Genomic DNA, 16,446 nt, shown 5'->3' on the forward strand with positions numbered 1-16,446 from the left:
ACCCCGGGAACGGGAGACGCCGCGATCGCTCTTCACCGAGACGTAACAGGTGACGACGCTCAGTCGCGGGGCATCCGCTCGGTCAACGTGTCGAGACCGGCGCCGTCGACCTCGCCCAGCGCGTCCCGGCGACCGGCGGCCACCATGAGCACGGCCTCCCCCGGTCCCCGCACCTCGGGGCCCTGCCCGGAGCTCCAGTCGAGGTCGGTGGCGACGAGGCGCAGCCCGCGGGTGCGTACCGACGCCCGGATCGGCGGGGCGACCATCGCGAAGTCGAGGATCGCCCGCAGCCGCTCGGGCGGGATCCTGCGCGGCATCCCGAGGGGCCGGCGCATGTCCTGCTGGTGGATCGCCCCGTCGGTGAGCGCGATCCGGTAGCCGAACCGGGCCGTCGGCCCCTCCGGGGTCCGGTAGCGGCGCACGAGGTCGAGCAGGCCGTACGGCTCGAGCTCGCGGAAGGCGTCGACGACGCGCTGGTTGGCCCGGTCCGGCGAGCCGCCCGCGAGGACGAACGTCCGCCAGAACCCCGTCATCCCCTGGACGTCGTAGCCGATGACGTGGGCGACGACGTCGCGCACCGACCACCGCGAGCACAGGGTCGGCGCGTCCCACTGCGCGGGCGTGAGCTCCGCGAGGAACGAGGCGAGCTCTCCCCGCTCCTCCTGCGCGAGCGCGAGGACGTCGGCCACCCGGAGAGCCTGCCAGCGCACACCCCGTGGTCACGAGGCTCCGGTCAGCGGCTGACGGACTCCTGCAGGCGGCGCATCCCGGCGAGCCAGCGCTCGTAGTCGTCGGCCTTCCGGCGGAAGAACGTCAGCACCTCGGGGTGGGGCAGGATGAGGAACTCCTCGCGCCCGATCCCCTCGACCACCGCGGCGGCGACCGTCTCCGGCGTGAGGACCTCGCCCGCCGCGCGCACCGCCCCCGTCGCCGCGGCCGACATCCCGCCCTCGTCGGCGCCGGTGTCGAGCATCGGCGTGGCGACGCCCATGGGGCACAGCGTGCTGACCCGCACGCCGCGGGCGCCGTAGGTCACCGAGAGCCACTCGGCGAACGCCACGGCGGCGTGCTTGCTCACCGCGTAGGGCGCCGAGCCGATCTGGGTGAGCAGGCCCGCGGCCGACGCCGTCGCGACGAAGTAGCCCTCGCCGCGCTCGAGCCATCCGGGCAGCAGGAGCTTCGCGGCGGTGATGTGCGCGCGGAGGTTGACGCCGAGGACCGTCTCCCAGAGCTCGTCGGGGGTGTCCATCGGGTCGGTACCCGCGGCGACGCCCGCGTTGGCGAGGTAGACGTCGACGGGACCGACCTCGTCCAGCAGCGCCGCGGTGGCCTCGGCGTCGGTGACGTCGAGCGCGCGGGCCACGGCCGCCCCCTCGACCTCGGGCACGTCCAGGTCGGTCGCCACCACGCGGGCGCCCGCCGCGGCGAGGGCCCCGACGAGCGCGCGCCCGATGCCCCCGCCGGCGCCCGTGACGACCGCGACGCGATCACGCAGCTCCATGCGCGGAGGGTGTCAGACGCGCTCGATGATCGTCGCGTTGGACTGGCCGCCGCCCTCGCACATCGTCTGCAGGCCGCGCCGACCGCCCGTGCGCGCCAGCTCGTGGACGAGCTTGGTCGCGAGCACAGCGCCGGTCGCGCCGAGCGGGTGGCCCATGGCGATCGCGCCGCCGTTGACGTTGGTGCGCTCGAGCGGCGCGCCCGTCTCCTGCGCCCAGGCGAGCACGACCGGCGCGAAGGCCTCGTTGCACTCGAAGAGGTCGATGTCGTCGATGGTCAGGCCGGCGCGGCGCAGGACGTCGCGCGTGGCGGGGATGGGGCCGGTGAGCATGTAGACCGGGTCCTCGCCGACCACCGACAGCGTCGTCACCTTCGCCACCGGGGTCAGGCCGTGACGGCGCACCGCGTCCTCGGAGGCGACGAGCAGCGCCGCCGCGCCCACCGAGACCTGGCTGGAGACCGCGGCCGTGAGTTCGTAGCCCTCGCGCAGCGCCGGCAGGGTGGACATCCTCTCGACGTTGGCGTCCGGACGGATGCCCTCGTCGCGCTCGAGGCCGTTCAGCGGGGCGATCTGGGAGGTGTAGCGGCCCTCGTCGGTGGCCCGCGCGGCGCGGCGGTGGCTCTCGACGGCGAACTCCTCGAGCTGCGGGCGGCGCAGGTCCCACTTCTCGGCGATCAGCTGCGCCCCGCGGAACTGGCTGATCTCCTGCTCGCCGTAGCGCTCGATCCAGCCCGCGCCCTCGCGGCGGGTGCCCATCTTCTCGAGCACCGCGGCGTTGGCGTCGATGGGGACGATCGCCATGTTCTCGACACCGGCGGCGATGACCATGTCCTGCGTGCCCGAGAGCACCGCCTGCGCGGCGAAGTGCAGGGCCTGCTGCGACGAGCCGCACGCGCGGTTGATCGTCACGCCGGGCACGTGCTCCGGGAAGCCCGCCGAGAGCCAGGCGGTGCGGCCGATGACGCCGGCCTGCGGGCCGAGCTGGCTCACGCAGCCCATGAGGACGTCGTCGACGGTGCCGGGGTCGATGCCCGTGCGGTCGACCAGCGCCGTGAGCGCGTGCGCGCCCAGATCGGCGGGGTGCACGTCGGCCAGCGCGCCCTTGCGGGTGCCGATCGGCGTGCGGACGGCGTCGACGATGTAGGCCTCGGTCACGGCCACGCGTGCCTCCTCGCTCGGGTGATCGTGGGGGATTTCCTGACGCTGATTGTCAGCGTGGACGCCAGGCTGACACCAGGCCGACCTCGTCACCCTCGCCCAGCCCTCGCTGTCGCCCCTGGTCAGCCGGCGGCGCGGGCCTCCCGGACGAGGCGGCGCGCGCGGTCGATGTCGGGCGGGGCGGGGAGGTCGGGCAGCAGGGTCGTCGCGGTGCGCAGCGCGCGCAGGGCGACCGTGACGCCGAGGTCGGTGGTCGGCAGCCCCGGCAGCCCGTACATCCGCCGCGCCCACCGGGGCAGCGTCGAGAACGAGATCGCCGCGATCGACGAGAGCGCCAGCGCCATCCCCGTCGGGGCGCTCGGTTGGGGTGTCAGCAGGCCGCCGACGCCGTTGCGGGCCTCGTCGGTGAGCGCGAGCTGCGGGCGGACCCGGTCGAAGTAGGCGGCGAGCTCGGCGCGGGACGCGGGCACGATCGCCGGGTCGAGGCCCACGACCTCCGCGGCGCGGACGCTCTCGGCGACGTAGGCGTCGGCCTCGGCGTCGTCGACCACCCCGGCCCGGCGGGCGACGTCGGCGTAGGAGTCGATCTCGGCGTTGTGCACCCAGAGCAGGTTCTGCGGGTCGTCGAGGGCGATCACGGTGCCGTCGGGGTCGCGTCCGCGCAGCGTCGCGTGCAGCCGGCGGACCCGCGCTCCGGCCGCGTCGACCTCGGTGCGGTTACCGAACGTGCGGGTGCCGACGAACCCGACGGTGCGCTGGAACCGGGGCCAGGCCTTCTTCGGGTCGAACAGCGCCGAGTTCTGGTACGTCGCGCGCATCACCTGCGGGTGCAGCGACTGCAGCAGCAGCGCCCGCATGCCCGCGACCCACAGCACGGGCTCGAGCTGCACCCGCCACGTCACCGACGTCGGTCCGAACAGGCCGAGGTCGTTCCCCGGCGCGGCGGTGGTCATACCGATGGGGTCACCACTCCGCGGCGCCGCAACCCCGCGGGGACGGTCGAGAGCTGGTCCCGGCGGTCCGAGCCCCCGGTGATCTGTTGACCTGCCGGGACGAGGCCCGGGTGCGACGTGCGTCACTAGCGTCGGGTGCGTGACGGGGTCGGTGGCGCAGGACGTGGGCCTGCGCGGGCTGTACGAACAGATGCTGCGCATCCGGCACTTCGAGGCGAAGCTCGACGTGCTCTACCGCCAGGGGCGCGTGCGCGGGCCGGCGCACCTCGGGATCGGCCAGGAGGCGATCGCGGTCGGCGTCGCCTCGTCGCTCGGCCCCGGCGACGCCTCGCTGGGCACCTACCGCGGCCACGCCCACGCCCTGGCCCGCGGCGCCGACCCGGAGGCGGTGCTGCGCGAGCTGCTCGGCCGCGAGGGCGGGATCTGCGGCGGCAAGGGCGGCTCGATGCACATCACGAGCGTCGCGCACGGCTACTACGGCTCCTACGCCATCGTCGGCGGGCACATCCCCACCGCGGTCGGCATGGCGTGGGCGAGCCGCATCCGCCGCGACGGCCGGGTGACGGCGTGCTTCTTCGGCGACGGCACCACGAACATCGGCGCCTTCCACGAGGCCGTGAACCTCGCGGCGGTCTGGGCGCTGCCGATCGTGTTCGTCTGCGAGAACAACCAGTACATGGAGTACACGCCGATCGGCGACGTCATCCCCGTCGCGCGGCCGGCCGCGGACCGGGCGCCTGCCTACGGGCTCGAGCCGGTGGTAGTCGACGGCAACGACGTGGAGGCCGTCCGGGAGACGGCGGCCCGTGCCGTCGAGCGGGCGCGCCGCGGCGACGGCCCGACGCTGCTCGAGGCGACGACCTACCGGCTCGGCGGCCACTCGGTCGCCGACGGCGCGGCCTACCGCGACGCCGACGAGGTCAGCGCGGCGTGGCTGCGCGATCCGGTGGTGAAGGCCGCCCAGCGGCTGACCGAGGCCGGCGACGCCACCGCCGCGGAGACCGAGGCGGTCGTCGCGCGGGTCAAGGGCGAGATGGACGACCTCGCGGTCCGCGTCCTCGAGGCCCCGACCCCCGACGCCGCGGCCGCGTGGACCGGGATGTGGAGCGACGGGAGCTCGACGTGGCGCAACTGACGTATCGCGAGGCGGTCGCCGGCGCGCTCGCCCAGGAGATGGCGCGCGACGAGCGCGTCGTGCTGCTCGGCGAGGACGTCGGGTCCGGCGGGGTCTTCAAGACGACCGCGGGGCTGCGCGACCGCTTCGGCACCGACCGCGTCTGGGACACCCCGATCTCCGAGCAGGCCATCGCCGGCGCGGCCATGGGCGCCGCCGCCGCGGGGCTGCGTCCCGTCGCGGAGATCATGTTCTCGGACTTCTACGCCACCTGCTGGGACCAGGTCGCCAACGAGATCGCCAAGGCCTGCTACATGACCGGCGGCCAGCTGCGGATGCCGCTGGTGATCCGCGGGACGAACGGCGGCGGGCTCGGTTTCGGCGCCCAGCACAGCCAGGCGATCGAGAACTGGGCGATGTGCGTCCCCGGCATCAAGATCGTGTCGCCGTCGGACCCCTCCGACATGTGGGGGCTGCTCGCGGCCGCGATCCGGGACGACGAGCCGGTGCTGGTCTTCGAGCACAAGGCGCTGTTCGGGACGAAGGGCGAGGCGCCGGTGGACGCGCAGCGCAGCGGAGCCGGACCCTCGGAGTCAGCGGACCACGTCGTGAGCCTCGGTCAGGCCGCGACGCGGCGGGACGGCGACGACGTCACGCTCGTCGGCCTCGCCCGCACGGTCGGCATGTGCCTGGAGGCCGCGTCGACCCTGGCGGAGGACGGCGTCTCCGCCGAGGTGCTCGACCTGCGCACGCTCGTCCCCCTCGACGCGGCCGCGGTGCTCGCGTCGGTGCGGCGCACGGGGCGCGTGGTGATCGTCGAGGAGAACCCCGGCCAGCTCGGCTGGGGCGCGGGCATCGCCGCGATCGTGGCCGAGGAGGCCTTCGCCGACCTGCGCGCCCCCGTCCGCCGGGTGTCCGGCGGCAACGTCCCGCTCCCCGTCGCCGCGGCCATGGAGGCCGAGGTCCTGCCGTCCGCGGACAAGGTCGTCGCCGCGGTCCGCGACGTGCTCACGCCAGCAACAGCGAGAGGATGAAGATCTCATGCGGATTCGGAACGAGGATGTCCTGCTCCCGGTGTCGGCCGTGTCCGCGTTCCCGCGGCCGCACTGGCTCCAGGGCCGGATCCTGGGGTGCGGGGACGAGCCCACGTACCGCAGCCACAACCTGCGCGTCGCCTACGAGGACGCCTGCAAGATCACCGCGCTCGAACAGGAACGGGCGGGCCTGCACGTCCTGTGCGACGGCGCGCAGTACTACGAGTGGGAGGCGCCGGGCTTCCAGCTCGAACCGATCTTCCACTTCATCCCCGAGAACCTCGGCGGCATCACCAACTACGGCCCGCCCGGTGACGGCGCGAAGTACGCGCCGTTCTACAAGGGCCAGGTGGTCAGCAAGGTCGAGTGGAAGCGCCCGATCTTCGAGTCGGTCAACTACGCGATGAAGAACGCGACCGACCGCCCGTTCAAGATCGCGATGCTCGGCCCGGCCCAGCAGTCGATCATCCTCGACGACCAGCACTACGGCGACGGCGTGGCGCTGGCCAAGGACATCGCCCGCGCGCTCAACAAGGAGCTGCGCTACCTGCAGGACCTGGGGCTCGAGGCCGTCCAGCTGATCGACGTGCTGCCGCCCTACACGACGGACATGTGGCAGATCGAGTGCCAGCAGATCCTCTTCGAGGGCGTCGACATGATGAAGTTCTGGCACGTCTGCTACGGCAGCGTCGACGGCCAGCGCGACATCTTCGACGACCACGCGAAGGAGATGATGCCGCTGTTCCGCGAGTCGCCGGTCGACGTGGTGCACCTCGAGTTCACGAACAAGGACTTCGCCGAGCTCGACGCGTTCGGCGAGTTCCCGGTCGACAAGGTGCTCGGTGTCGGCGTCGTCGACGCGAAGAACACGATGGTGGAGAGCGTGGAGCAGATCGCCGACCGCATCCGCCGCGCGCTGAAGGTCGTGCCCGCCGACCGCCTGCTCGTGGCGCCCGACTGCGGCCTCGGCTACTTCAGCCGCACCACCGCCTACGCGAAGCTGCGCCACATGGGCCAGGCCGCCGACGAGGTCCGCAAGGCGCTCTAGCCATGTGAGCAGTTGGCGCCCCTGCCGGGGCGCCAACTGCTCACGCACCCACGCGGCGGCCGGCGAAGGCGGCGATGCGGACGTAGGGGTCGGCGCCGTCGGGGGCGGGCTGTTCGGGGCCGAACGCTGGGCCGCGGATGTCGGCGGTGAGGTGGGCGCGCATGAACGCCAGCCCGAGCTCGGCGACCTCGGGGTCGAGGTGGGCGGTGGCGAGGCCCGTCGTCCTGGCGAGGTCCCAGGTGTGCACCGCGAGCTCGGCGCACTGCCAGTCGACGCCCGGCCCGGTCACGGTGTCGCCGTGCTCCGCCCACGCGGTCAGCAGCTCGGTGGCGTGCGCGCAGAACGCGGCCACCGGGTCGCCGCCGGCGGGTGGTGTCGGCGCGGACCAGTCGAGTGCCTCGCCGCGCACCATCACCGCGAAGCGCCACGGTGCCGCGACGACGTGGTCGACGAGGTCCTGCAGCGTCCAGCCCTCGCACGGTGTCGGGGTGGTGGGCGGATCTCCCTCCACACCCGCCAGCACGTCGGCCGTCTGCTCCAGCCCCCGCCGCAGCACTGCTGTGTCCATGAGGTGACCTCCGGTCATGTGAGCAGTTCGGCGTGCTGCAGCACGCCGAACTGCTCACGTGCGCGTCGCGCACACCGCGTCCGGCGCGGCGTGCAGGTCGGCGAGGTCGCGGTGGCCCGCGAGCCCGAGGGTGGTGTCCAGCTCGGCGAGCACGCAGCGCACGACGTGGCGCACCCCGGCCTCACCGCCCAGCGCGAGGCCGTAGGCCCAGGGCCGCCCGAGGAGCACCGCGTCCGCGCCGAGCGCCAGCGCGACCGCCGCGTCGGCGCCCGTCCGGATGCCGGAGTCGAACAGCACCGGCACGCGGTGCCCGACCGCCGCGACGACGCCGGGCAGCGCCGACAGGGCGCCGACGGCCCGGTCGACCTGCCGCCCGCCGTGGTTGGAGACGATCACGCCGTCGGCGCCTGCGTCGATCGCGATCTCCGCGTCCTCGCCCCACTGCACGCCCTTGACCAGCATCGGGCCGTCCCAGTGCGCGCGGATCGGCTCGAGGCGGTCCCACCCCCACGCCGTCCCGGTGAACAGCCGCTGGCGCAGGTCCGCCGCGGCGACCAGGTCCTCCTCCGGGGGCCGCGCGAGCAGCGACCGGAAGGCGGGGTCGGAGAACGGGATCGCCGTGCCCACCCCGCGCAGGAAGGGCAGGTGGCCGCGGTCGAGGTCGCGCGGGCGCCAGCCGAGCGTCCACGTGTCGAGGGTGACGACGAGCGTCGTGAACCCCGCCGCCCGCGCGCGGTCGAGGAGGCTGCGGGCGACGTCGTCGTCGAGCGGGCGGTAGAGCTGGTACCAGCGCGGGCCGTCCCCGGCAGAGTCAGCCGCGGCGGCGACCTCCTCGGTGGTGTGCGACGCGGCGGTCGAGAGCACCATCGGCACGCCCAGCCCCGCGGCCGCCCGCGCGGTGGCGAGCTCGCCCTCCTCGTGCAGCAGCGACTGCACCCCGATCGGGGCGAGCAGCAGCGGCGCGGGCATCGCGGTGCCGAGCACCGTCGTCGACCAGTCGCGCTCGGCGTTGTCCCGCAGCAGCCGCGGGACGAGCCCGTGACGGTCGAACGCCGCGAGGTTGGCGCGCATCGTCGCGCCGGACCCGGCGCCCCCGGCCACGTAGTCGAACGCCGCACCGGGCAGCACGCGCTCGGCCGCGGCCTCCAGGCGGCTCGGGTCGGTGGGCAGGTCCGGGACCACGCCGTCGCGCCCCGCCCGGTAGATCTCCGCGCCGTAGCGGTCGGGGCCGGCCATCGGGTCATCATCTCCGCGCGCCCGCGGCGCCGACCAGGGCGATCGCGCGATTCGTCCCGGCCGGACATGGTCGCGTGCACCGGGTGTGGCCGATGCTCCGGTCATGGCGCGGGCCCTGCGCATCGGCATCACGGTCGGCGGCGAGGTCGTCGGACGTCCCGGCCCGCCCGCGGAGGTGGTCGACGACGTCCGCCGCGCCGAGGAGGACGGGTTCGCGAGCGCCTGGACCGTGCACTTCTCCCGCGCCGTCGACGCGCTGACGACCCTGACCGTCGCCGGCGGCGTCACCTCGCGGATCGCGCTGGGCGTCGGCGTCGTCCCGACCTACCCCCGCCACCCGCTCGCGCTCGCCCAGCAGGCGGCGACGGCCCAGGCGTTCTGCGGGGGACGGCTGACCCTGGGGGTCGGCGTCTCGCACCGTCCGGTGATCGAGGGCCTGCACGGCCTGCCGTACGCGAGCCCCGCCGACCACCTGCGCGAGTACCTCTCCGTGCTGGTGCCCCTGCTGCGCGGCGAGGAGGTCGCGGTGGACGGGGAGCACCACCGCGTGCACGGCGGTTTCCGCGTCCCGGGCGCGGCCCCGGTGCCCGTGCTCGTCGGGGCGCTCTCCCCGCGCATGGTCCGGGCGGCACGCGAGGCCGACGGTGTCGTCACCTGGCTCGCCGGGCCCCGCACGCTCGGCGAGCAGATCGTCCCGGCCCTCGGCGGCGGGAAGCGCGTCGTCGCCGCCCTGCCCGTCGCCGTCACCGACGACCCGGACGCCGCGCGCGCCGCCGCCGAGGACGTCTTCGCCCGCTATGCCGGGCTGGACAACTACCGCCGGCTGTTCGAGCGCGAGGGCGTGGACTCCGTCGGCGAGCTCGCCGTCGCCGGACCGGAGGCGGTCGTCGAGGCCGCCGTGGACCGCCTCGCCGACCTCGGCGTCACCGAGCTGTGGGCCGTCCCGTTCCCCGCCGGCGCCGACACCGACGGCGCCGTGGCGCGGCGCACCCGGGCCCTGCTCGCGGAGCTGGGCTCGCGGTGAGCGGGCGCTACGCCGACGAGCTCGTCGAGGCCGGCTTCGCCGTCGAGGTCGCCGACGCCCCGCTGCTGCACGACGGGCTCAACGTCGCCGACCTCGCGCACCTGCTCGTGCTGCGCGAGCGCGGGATCGTGCCCGAGCACGTGGTGCCGCGGCTCGCGGCCGTGCTGCGCGAGGCGGACGCCACCCCGGCCGGCGAGTTCGGCTACGACCCGGAGCACGGCGAGGTCTACAACTGCCGCGAGCGGCGGTTCGCCGCGACGATCGGCCGCGACGCGGGCTGGCTGCACGCCGGGCGCCCCCGCCGCGAGGCCGTCCGGATCGCCCTGCGGCTGCGGGTGCGCCGCGATCTCGCCGCGCTCGTCACCGCCGCCGCCGAGGTCGTCCTCGCGACCGCGCGGGCCGCCGACGCGCACGCCGAGACGCTCATGGTCGAGCACACCTACCTGCAGCACGCGCAGCCCTCGACGCTCGGGCACCACCTCCTCGGCGTCGCCTACCCGGTGCTCCGGGACGTCGAGCGGCTCGTCGCCGAGCTCGACCGCCTCGACCGCAGCCCGGCCGGCGCGGGCGGGGTGAACGGCAGCCCGCTGACCGGCGAGCGCACCCGGACCGCGGCGCTGCTCGGGTACGCGGGCGTCATCGAGCACACGGGCGACGCGATGTGGCAGGCCGACGGGTTCACGGCGGTCGTCGCCCACGCCGCGGGCCTGGTGACGACGCTCGACCGGCTCGCCGAGGACCTCGAGATCTGGAGCAGCGAGGAGTTCGGCTGGGTGCGGCTCGCGGCCGGGCACACGCGCACGAGCGTGCTCATGCCGCAGAAGCGCAACCCGTACGCGCTGACGATGGTGCGCGGTGAGGCGGGCGTGCTCATCGGACGCGCGACCGGGATGCTCTCGCTGGCCAAGAGCCCGTCGGCGCGCAGCGACCAGCTGATCTTCGCCTACGGGGAGGTGCCGCGCGCCCTCGACCTCGCGACGCGGGCGACGCGCCTCATGGCCGGGGTGGTGGCCGGCCTCGAGGTGGACGCGGCGGCGATGGCGGCGACGCTGCGCGCCGGGTTCTCGCAGGCCGCGGACCTCGCCGAGCACCTGATGATCACCGCGGGACTCGACTACCGCAGCGCCTACGACGTCGTCGGCGCCGCCGTGCGCCGCGCCGAGGCCGAGGGGCTCGCCGGGGTCGACCTCACCCCGTCGATGCTCGTCGACGCGGCCGTCGCGACCGGGCTCGAGGCGGACGCCCTCGGCCCGGTGGTCGACGGCGACCTCACCGCGGTCCTCGACCCGGGCTCGATCGTGCGCGGCCGCGACTCGCGGGGCGGCGCGGCGCCGTCGGTCGTGCGGGCGATGGCGGCGGACTGCGCCGAGGCCGCCGAGATCGTCCGCGCGGACGTGATGGCGCGGCGGGCCCGGTGGGACGACGCCGAGGACGACGTACGGCGCCGGGCTGCGCGCCTGGTCGGCGAGCCCCGGGCGTCGCCGTGATCGAAGTACCGATACGGACGCTCAGCGTCCGTGACGGCACTTCGCTGACAACCCCGGTTGCTCAGCCCAGGGACTTCCGGACGATCTCGGTGCCCGCGACGAGGGCGTGGAGCTTGTCGATCGCGATGTAGCGCTGGAGCAGGATCAAGCCGCAGTCGGTGGTCACGCCGAGGCGGTCGGCCGGGATGTACTCGAGCAGGCGGTGGATGCGGTCGGCCACCTGCTCGGCGGTCTCGGTGATCGTCGACTTCACGTCGATCACCCCGGCCCAGAACATCATGTTCTCCGGCAACGGGTGGTTCTTCATGACGTCGAGGCCGGACAGGTCGTCCGAGCGCCGCCCGCAGCTCTCGAGGTTCAGGATGTCGATGTTCGCCTCGTACGACTTCGGCACCACCGACGCCGTCGCCGACGGCTCCGCGCCGCGGCGCTGCGTGAGGTCGAAGATCTCGCCGGCCTCAGCGGTGTCGTCGGGCATGTAGGCCGGGGTGCCGCCCCAGTTCCCCCAGCAGACGTGGCAGATGATCTTGGCGTGCTGCACGCCCTGCACGGCACGGTTGAACGCGTCGATGGCCCACTCCTCGTAGAAGTACGGCCAGGTGAACTCGTCGAGCTGGATGAAGTCGACGCCCATCGCGTCGACCTCGAGGAGGTCCTCGTTGATCGCCGCCGCGATCGCCATCGCCCGCTCGCGGGGTTCGGAGTAGTGCAGGTCGTTGGTGGCCTGCGCCAGCACCTGGATGCCGGTGTACTGGACCTTGGTGGCCTTGCGGGTCGCGCGCTTCAGCGCCCGCGCCTGCTCGACCATGATCGCGCCGCGCCGGCGGATCTCCTCGTGCGCCGTACCCGCGTGGAGCCGGCTGTAGATCGGGAAACCCAGGAAGCCGCCTTTGAGGTCGTAGCCGAGCCGGCGGTAGTAGTAGTACAGCGCCTGGTCGGCGTAGTTGTCGCCGTGCAGGCGGCCGTCGGTGACGATGTCGAGGCCGGCCAGCTCCTGGTCGGCGACCATCGCGGCCATCGCGTCCTGGAAGGACTCCTGGTTGAACGAGTCCGGGGGCTCCTGGTCGCCGGTCCACGACCGGACCGGCCCGGCGTCCCACCACCGCGGGTTGGGGTAGTTGCCGACCATCGAGGTCGGGATCAGGATGTCGCGGTCGCCGACGCGCATGGGTGGACCTCCCGGGGTCCCGTGTGTCGTGGATCACAGGTCGGGTCGACGGTCCCACGGCACCCGCGGTGCGGCGGGAACCCTGTCCTGCCGGGACGTCGGACTCGTCCCGTCAGGACCGCTCAGGACCGCTCAGGACACGACCGGCGGCGTCGTGAACAGCGTCGGCGCCCCGCCGCTGACGACGAACACCACCGGGCCCGCGACGTCACCGCGCGCCGCAGCGCCGAGCAGGCCGGCCATGGCCTTGGCGGCGAACACCGGGTCGAGGAACACGCCCTCGGTGCGCGCGACGAGCGCCGCGGCCGCCTCCCCCTCGGCCGACCGGTGCCCGTAGCCCGGGCCGAGGTGCCCGCCGAGGACCGTCGGCGCGGTCGCCGGCGGGGGCACCCCGATGCGCTCGGCGGCCTTCGCGGACAGCGCCGTGACCCGCTCCACGCACTCCGCCACCGGCCGGCTGACGGTCACGCCGGTGACGGGGCCGAGGCCCTGCCAGTGCGCCCCGGCGTGCAGGCCGGCCTGGGTGCCGCACGAACCGGTCGCCAGCCAGATGCCGCGCGGCCCCACCCCGACCGCGGCGAGCTGGCCGGCGAGCTCGACGCTCGCGTGGACGTAGCCGAGCGCGCCCACCGGCGTCGCGCCGCCGCGGCCGAGCACGTAGGGGTGCCGCCCGAGGGCGCGCAGCTCGTGCGCCACCGTCTCGACGCCGGTGTCGACCGAGGACCGGTCGGGATCGCCGGTGAACCGGACCGTCGTCCCGACCAGCGCCGCCAGCGCCGTGTTGCCGACCGGGGGGACGGGGTCGCCGTAGCAGACGAGCGTCGCGCCGAGCCCGTGGACGCGGGCCGCGAGCGCGGCGAGCATCGCCCAGTTCGAGCCGGGCCCGCCGCCGGTGACGAGGTGGTCGCAGCGCCGGGCGAGAGCGTCGGCGACGAGGAACTCCAGGCCCCGGACCTTGTTGCCCCCGAGACCGAGGCCGGTGAGGTCGTCGCGCTTGAGCCAGATCTCCACGCCGGCCGCCGCGGAGAGCCGGGGCGCGGGCTGCAGCGGCGTCGGCAGCGTCGCGAGGTGCACGCGCGGCTGCCCGAGCAGGCCGGTCACGGCGGGTGCCGGGCGACGATCCGGTCGACGAAGGCGGTGGCCGCGCCCAGCGCGCGGTGCGGGTCGCGGGCGGAGGCGACCTCGGCGGCGTCGAGCAGACCCTCGGCGACGAGGCGGTCGCCGAGGTCCTCGCCGGCGTCCCGGGCGGCCATCGCGGCGGCGTACACGGCGTCGTGCGCGGTGTGCTTGCCGAGCTTCGCGGCGACCGCGGCCATGAGCGGTTCGGAGGTCATCGCGCCTCCGTGCGAGTCGAGGTTCGCCCGCATCCGCGCCGCGTCGACGGTCAGGCCCTCCAGCAGCGTCGCCGCGAAGCGCAGCGCGACCCCGGTGAGCTGGCAGGCCTCCGGCAGCGCGATCCACTCGGCCTTCCAGCCGCGCCCGTCGCGCTCGTGCAGGGCGACCAGGCCCTCCAGCGCCACCGCGGCGTCGGCGCGCACGAGGCGGGCGAGGGTGTCGAGGTGCTCGGAGAGCTCGGGATTGCGCTTGTGCGGCATGGTGATGCTGCCGACCGTGCCGGCGACGACGGGCTCGCCGACCTCGCCGATCTCGGGGCGCTGCAGCTCGACGATCTCGTTGCCGATCTTGGCCAGGGTCCCGGTGACCATCGCGAGCAGGCCGACGAACTCCGCGACGCGGTCACGGGCGGTGATCCACGGCAGGTCGGGGACGCCGAGCCCGAGCCGGCGCGCGAACGCGTCGAGCAGCGGCAGGTACGCGTCGCCGAAGAACTCCCCCGTCCCCAGGGCGCCCCCGAGCTGCACGACCTCGAGGCGCGGGCGGGCCTGCGCCAGGCGCTCGAGGTGGCGGTCGAGCTCGTCGGCCCACACCGCGGCCTTGAACCCGAACGTCACCGGCAGCCCGGGCTGGGCGTGCGTCCGCCCGCACATCACCGTGTCGCGGTGCCGGCGCGCGAGCGAGACCGCGGCGTCGCGCACGCGGGCGACGTCGCGGGCGACGACGTCGCCGGTCGCGCGCACGACCATCGCGAACCAGGTGTCGCTGACGTCCTGGACGGTCGCGCCGTAGTAGACCCACTCGCGGGCCCGTGCCGGCAGCACGGTGCGCAGGGCCGCGATGAGCCCGTGCGTCGAGTGCCCGGAGCGCCGGGTGCCCGCCCCGATCTCGGCGAGGTCGAGCTCGGAGACCCGCGCGTGCGCGGCGATGTCCTCGGCGGCCTCGGGCGGCACCAGCCCGACCTCGGCCTGCGCGGCCGCGAGCGCGGCGAGGATCGCGAGCCACGCGCGCGTCCGGCCGGTGTCGTCGAGCTGCTCGTGCAGCTCGGGCGTGGTCCAGAGGTGGCCGTAGATCTCGGAGTCGGCGAGGTGGGTGGACATCGGATCGCTAGAGGAGGAGTTTCCGCAGGCCCTCGCGGACCTCGTCGAGGGTGGCGCCCCACGGCACGACGGCGGCGCGGTCGTCGAGCTCGAGGCCGCGCTCGAGCAGGCAGCACTTCGTCAGGGTCAGCGCGTCCCGCCCGGACCGGTGCCGCTGCCGGGGGCACAGGTCCACGCGCGGCGGGTCGTCGCCGTAGAAGTGCTCGTGGAACTGCAGCGAGCGCTCGCAGCCGATCATGAGCCAGTCGCCGCGGTCGGCCGGGCGGGTGTCGAGGTACGCCACCGCCGCACCGCCGAGGTCCGCGCCCGACCCGCGGCAGGGCAGCAGGTAGTGGTCCGCGGGGTGGGCGGCGACCAGGTCCTCCACCCGGATCGCGTCCAGCACGAGGTCCACCGGCGGCAGGTCCTCGTCGAAGGCGACGGCCTGGCGGGCCTGGTCGAACAGCTTGGGCGGCTCCGGCGGCACGACCTCGGTGACGCGCACCGCCACCGGCGTCGGTCGGTGGATGAAGTTGACGTGCTCGAAGCGCCCGAGCACCACGGTCGTCCGCGCGCCCGCGACGGCCGCGCCGGCCAGCGCCGTCGCGTTGCCCACGTCGACGTCCGGCGCCTCGACCCAGGCGGTGTCGTCGGGCCCGGAGTGCACGCGGACCTCGGTGACCGGCGAGAACAAGGGCTCGAGAGATCGCTTGCGCACCTCCACCAGCGACGTCGCCCCGCCGTGGCGCAGCGCGAGGAACTCGGTGCGCCGGTAGACCTCGCGGCCGAGCAGGTGCCCGGTGATCGCGTCGGTCGTCAGCGGGACGTCGACCTCCTGCACCGAGAGGCCGCGGTACGGGTGGGAACGCAGGTTGCCGGGAGCCTCGGGGATCACGGCCGCACCGCCGTGTCCGCCCGCAGCCCGAGGCGCAGGGTCTCGACGGCGAGGACGTCGTCGGGGGCGACGTTGCCGAGGTTCACGTCGGCGCCGAAGCGCCGCACGAACCACGCCTGCTGGGCCTTCGTCGGCGCCTCGAAGATCACCCGCTCGACGGGCACCGTCCCGGCGATCTCCTCGACGAGCGGGGCGCGGACCGCGCCGTCGGGGTCGTATAGCCCGACGGTGCCCGACTCGCGGCCCTCGGCCACCACCCATGTCGCCCCGGCGGCGAGCCCGGCGGTCATCTCGTCGGCCCACTCCGCCGCCGCGACCGGCACCGCGGCGTCCTTGACGCCCGCCTCGGCGAGCACGACGAAGTCGGCGGACAGCTCGGCGACGAGCGCCCGCTGCTGCCCGGGCGCCATCCAGCCGAGGCCGTTGGACACCTCCAGGGCGTCGATGTCCTCGGCCGCGGCCCAGCGCCGCAGCGCGTCCAGCTCGCCCTGGGCCACCGCGATCTCGGTGAGCGTGCCGCCGAGGCAGACGATCACCCCGGCGCGCTGGTAGGCCGCCACCCGCTGCTTGAGCGACCGGTCGAGGTACCCGATCCCCCACCCGATCTTGACGACGTCGACGAGGTCGGCGGCGGCGGCCAGCAGGCCGTCCACGGACGCGGCCGAGGCACCCTTGTCGAGGACGTGGGTGATCCCCGAGGTACGCGGCTTCGCGGTGCGGAGCGGGAGCCGCAGGAAGTCGGGACGATCCCACACCAGGGGGAATCTACGAGCGACGCAGCGTCGCGGGCCTCGTCCCGCGAGGACCAAGAGCCGCCGAGTCTTCGGTCCCGCGGGATGTGCCCGC

The 16,446-nt window shown here is 74.8% G+C and carries 16 protein-coding genes; 5 read left to right on the forward strand and 11 right to left on the reverse strand.

Translation table 11 applies throughout. From position 1 onward, the window contains the following. Positions 1-59: 59 nt before the first annotated feature. From ACR9E3_RS11435 to ACR9E3_RS11450, 4 genes are all read right to left on the reverse strand, one after another. Complete coding sequence (locus tag ACR9E3_RS11435; RefSeq protein WP_460380343.1) at positions 60-689, reverse strand: maleylpyruvate isomerase family mycothiol-dependent enzyme; 630 nt, start codon at positions 687-689, stop codon at positions 60-62. A 44-nt stretch (positions 690-733) separates the two neighbouring features. Beyond that, positions 734-1,501, reverse strand: a complete 768-nt coding sequence (locus ACR9E3_RS11440) for an SDR family oxidoreductase (protein ID WP_460380344.1) — start codon at positions 1,499-1,501, stop codon at positions 734-736. A 12-nt stretch (positions 1,502-1,513) separates the two neighbouring features. Then, positions 1,514-2,656, reverse strand: a complete 1,143-nt coding sequence (locus ACR9E3_RS11445; RefSeq protein WP_460380425.1) for an acetyl-CoA C-acetyltransferase — start codon at positions 2,654-2,656, stop codon at positions 1,514-1,516. Positions 2,657-2,781: 125 nt separating this feature from the next. Then, the gene (locus ACR9E3_RS11450; RefSeq protein WP_460380345.1) at positions 2,782-3,612 is read right to left on the reverse strand and encodes an oxygenase MpaB family protein; all 831 of its coding nucleotides are present in this window, start codon (positions 3,610-3,612) and stop codon (positions 2,782-2,784) included. Positions 3,613-3,751: 139 nt separating this feature from the next. On the opposite strand from ACR9E3_RS11450, the gene ACR9E3_RS11455 reads away from it, so the two are divergent. Genes ACR9E3_RS11455 through ACR9E3_RS11465 form a run of 3 tightly spaced genes read left to right on the forward strand, consistent with a single transcriptional unit; the run spans position 3,752 to position 6,808 of the window. Continuing rightward, positions 3,752-4,747: a thiamine pyrophosphate-dependent dehydrogenase E1 component subunit alpha gene (locus tag ACR9E3_RS11455; RefSeq protein WP_460380347.1), complete on the forward strand. Its 996-nt coding sequence runs from the start codon at positions 3,752-3,754 to the stop codon at positions 4,745-4,747. Continuing rightward, positions 4,735-5,760, forward strand: coding sequence for an alpha-ketoacid dehydrogenase subunit beta (locus ACR9E3_RS11460; RefSeq protein WP_460380348.1), 1,026 nt, complete (start codon positions 4,735-4,737; stop codon positions 5,758-5,760). The genes ACR9E3_RS11455 and ACR9E3_RS11460 overlap by 13 nt, the downstream gene beginning before the upstream one ends. A gap of 7 nt (positions 5,761-5,767) precedes the next feature. Further along, positions 5,768-6,808 (forward strand): hypothetical protein, encoded by a 1,041-nt coding sequence (locus tag ACR9E3_RS11465; protein ID WP_460380349.1) that lies wholly within the window; start codon positions 5,768-5,770, stop codon positions 6,806-6,808. 40 nt (positions 6,809-6,848) lie between these two features. Here the strand turns inward: ACR9E3_RS11465 and ACR9E3_RS11470 are convergent, their stop codons facing one another. Together ACR9E3_RS11470 and ACR9E3_RS11475 are read right to left on the reverse strand one after the other, a co-directional pair. Continuing rightward, complete coding sequence (locus ACR9E3_RS11470) at positions 6,849-7,376, reverse strand: TIGR03086 family metal-binding protein (RefSeq protein WP_460380350.1); 528 nt, start codon at positions 7,374-7,376, stop codon at positions 6,849-6,851. 54 nt (positions 7,377-7,430) lie between these two features. Continuing rightward, entirely contained in the window at positions 7,431-8,612 is a 1,182-nt protein-coding gene (locus tag ACR9E3_RS11475) for an alpha-hydroxy-acid oxidizing protein (protein ID WP_460380351.1), read from the reverse strand. A gap of 103 nt (positions 8,613-8,715) precedes the next feature. On the opposite strand from ACR9E3_RS11475, the gene ACR9E3_RS11480 reads away from it, so the two are divergent. After that, entirely contained in the window at positions 8,716-9,636 is a 921-nt protein-coding gene (locus tag ACR9E3_RS11480) for a TIGR03564 family F420-dependent LLM class oxidoreductase (protein WP_460380352.1), read from the forward strand. Then, entirely contained in the window at positions 9,633-11,123 is a 1,491-nt protein-coding gene (locus ACR9E3_RS11485) for a lyase family protein (protein ID WP_460380353.1), read from the forward strand. The genes ACR9E3_RS11480 and ACR9E3_RS11485 overlap by 4 nt, the downstream gene beginning before the upstream one ends. 61 nt (positions 11,124-11,184) lie before the next feature. On the opposite strand, the gene ACR9E3_RS11490 is transcribed toward ACR9E3_RS11485, so the two are convergent. From ACR9E3_RS11490 to ACR9E3_RS11510, 5 genes are all read right to left on the reverse strand, one after another. Continuing rightward, a complete protein-coding gene (locus tag ACR9E3_RS11490; protein ID WP_460380354.1) occupies positions 11,185-12,291 on the reverse strand; it encodes a cobalamin-independent methionine synthase II family protein in 1,107 nt (368 codons plus the stop codon). A gap of 132 nt (positions 12,292-12,423) precedes the next feature. Beyond that, entirely contained in the window at positions 12,424-13,392 is a 969-nt protein-coding gene (locus ACR9E3_RS11495) for a 1-aminocyclopropane-1-carboxylate deaminase/D-cysteine desulfhydrase (RefSeq protein ID WP_460380355.1), read from the reverse strand. Then, positions 13,389-14,726 carry a 3-sulfopropionylcysteine synthase XcbD gene (xcbD, locus tag ACR9E3_RS11500; RefSeq protein ID WP_460380356.1) on the reverse strand — a complete coding sequence of 446 codons (1,338 nt, stop codon included), beginning with the start codon at positions 14,724-14,726 and terminating at the stop codon, positions 13,389-13,391. Before xcbD ends, ACR9E3_RS11495 begins: the two co-directional genes overlap by 4 nt. A gap of 7 nt (positions 14,727-14,733) precedes the next feature. After that, positions 14,734-15,600 carry an XcbA family protein gene (locus tag ACR9E3_RS11505; RefSeq protein WP_460380357.1) on the reverse strand — a complete coding sequence of 289 codons (867 nt, stop codon included), beginning with the start codon at positions 15,598-15,600 and terminating at the stop codon, positions 14,734-14,736. Further along, a complete protein-coding gene (locus ACR9E3_RS11510; RefSeq protein WP_460380359.1) occupies positions 15,597-16,355 on the reverse strand; it encodes a phosphosulfolactate synthase in 759 nt (252 codons plus the stop codon). Before ACR9E3_RS11510 ends, ACR9E3_RS11505 begins: the two co-directional genes overlap by 4 nt. Between the last annotated feature and the right edge of the window lie 91 nt (positions 16,356-16,446).

Source organism: Actinomycetospora sp. C-140 (assembly GCF_054796175.1).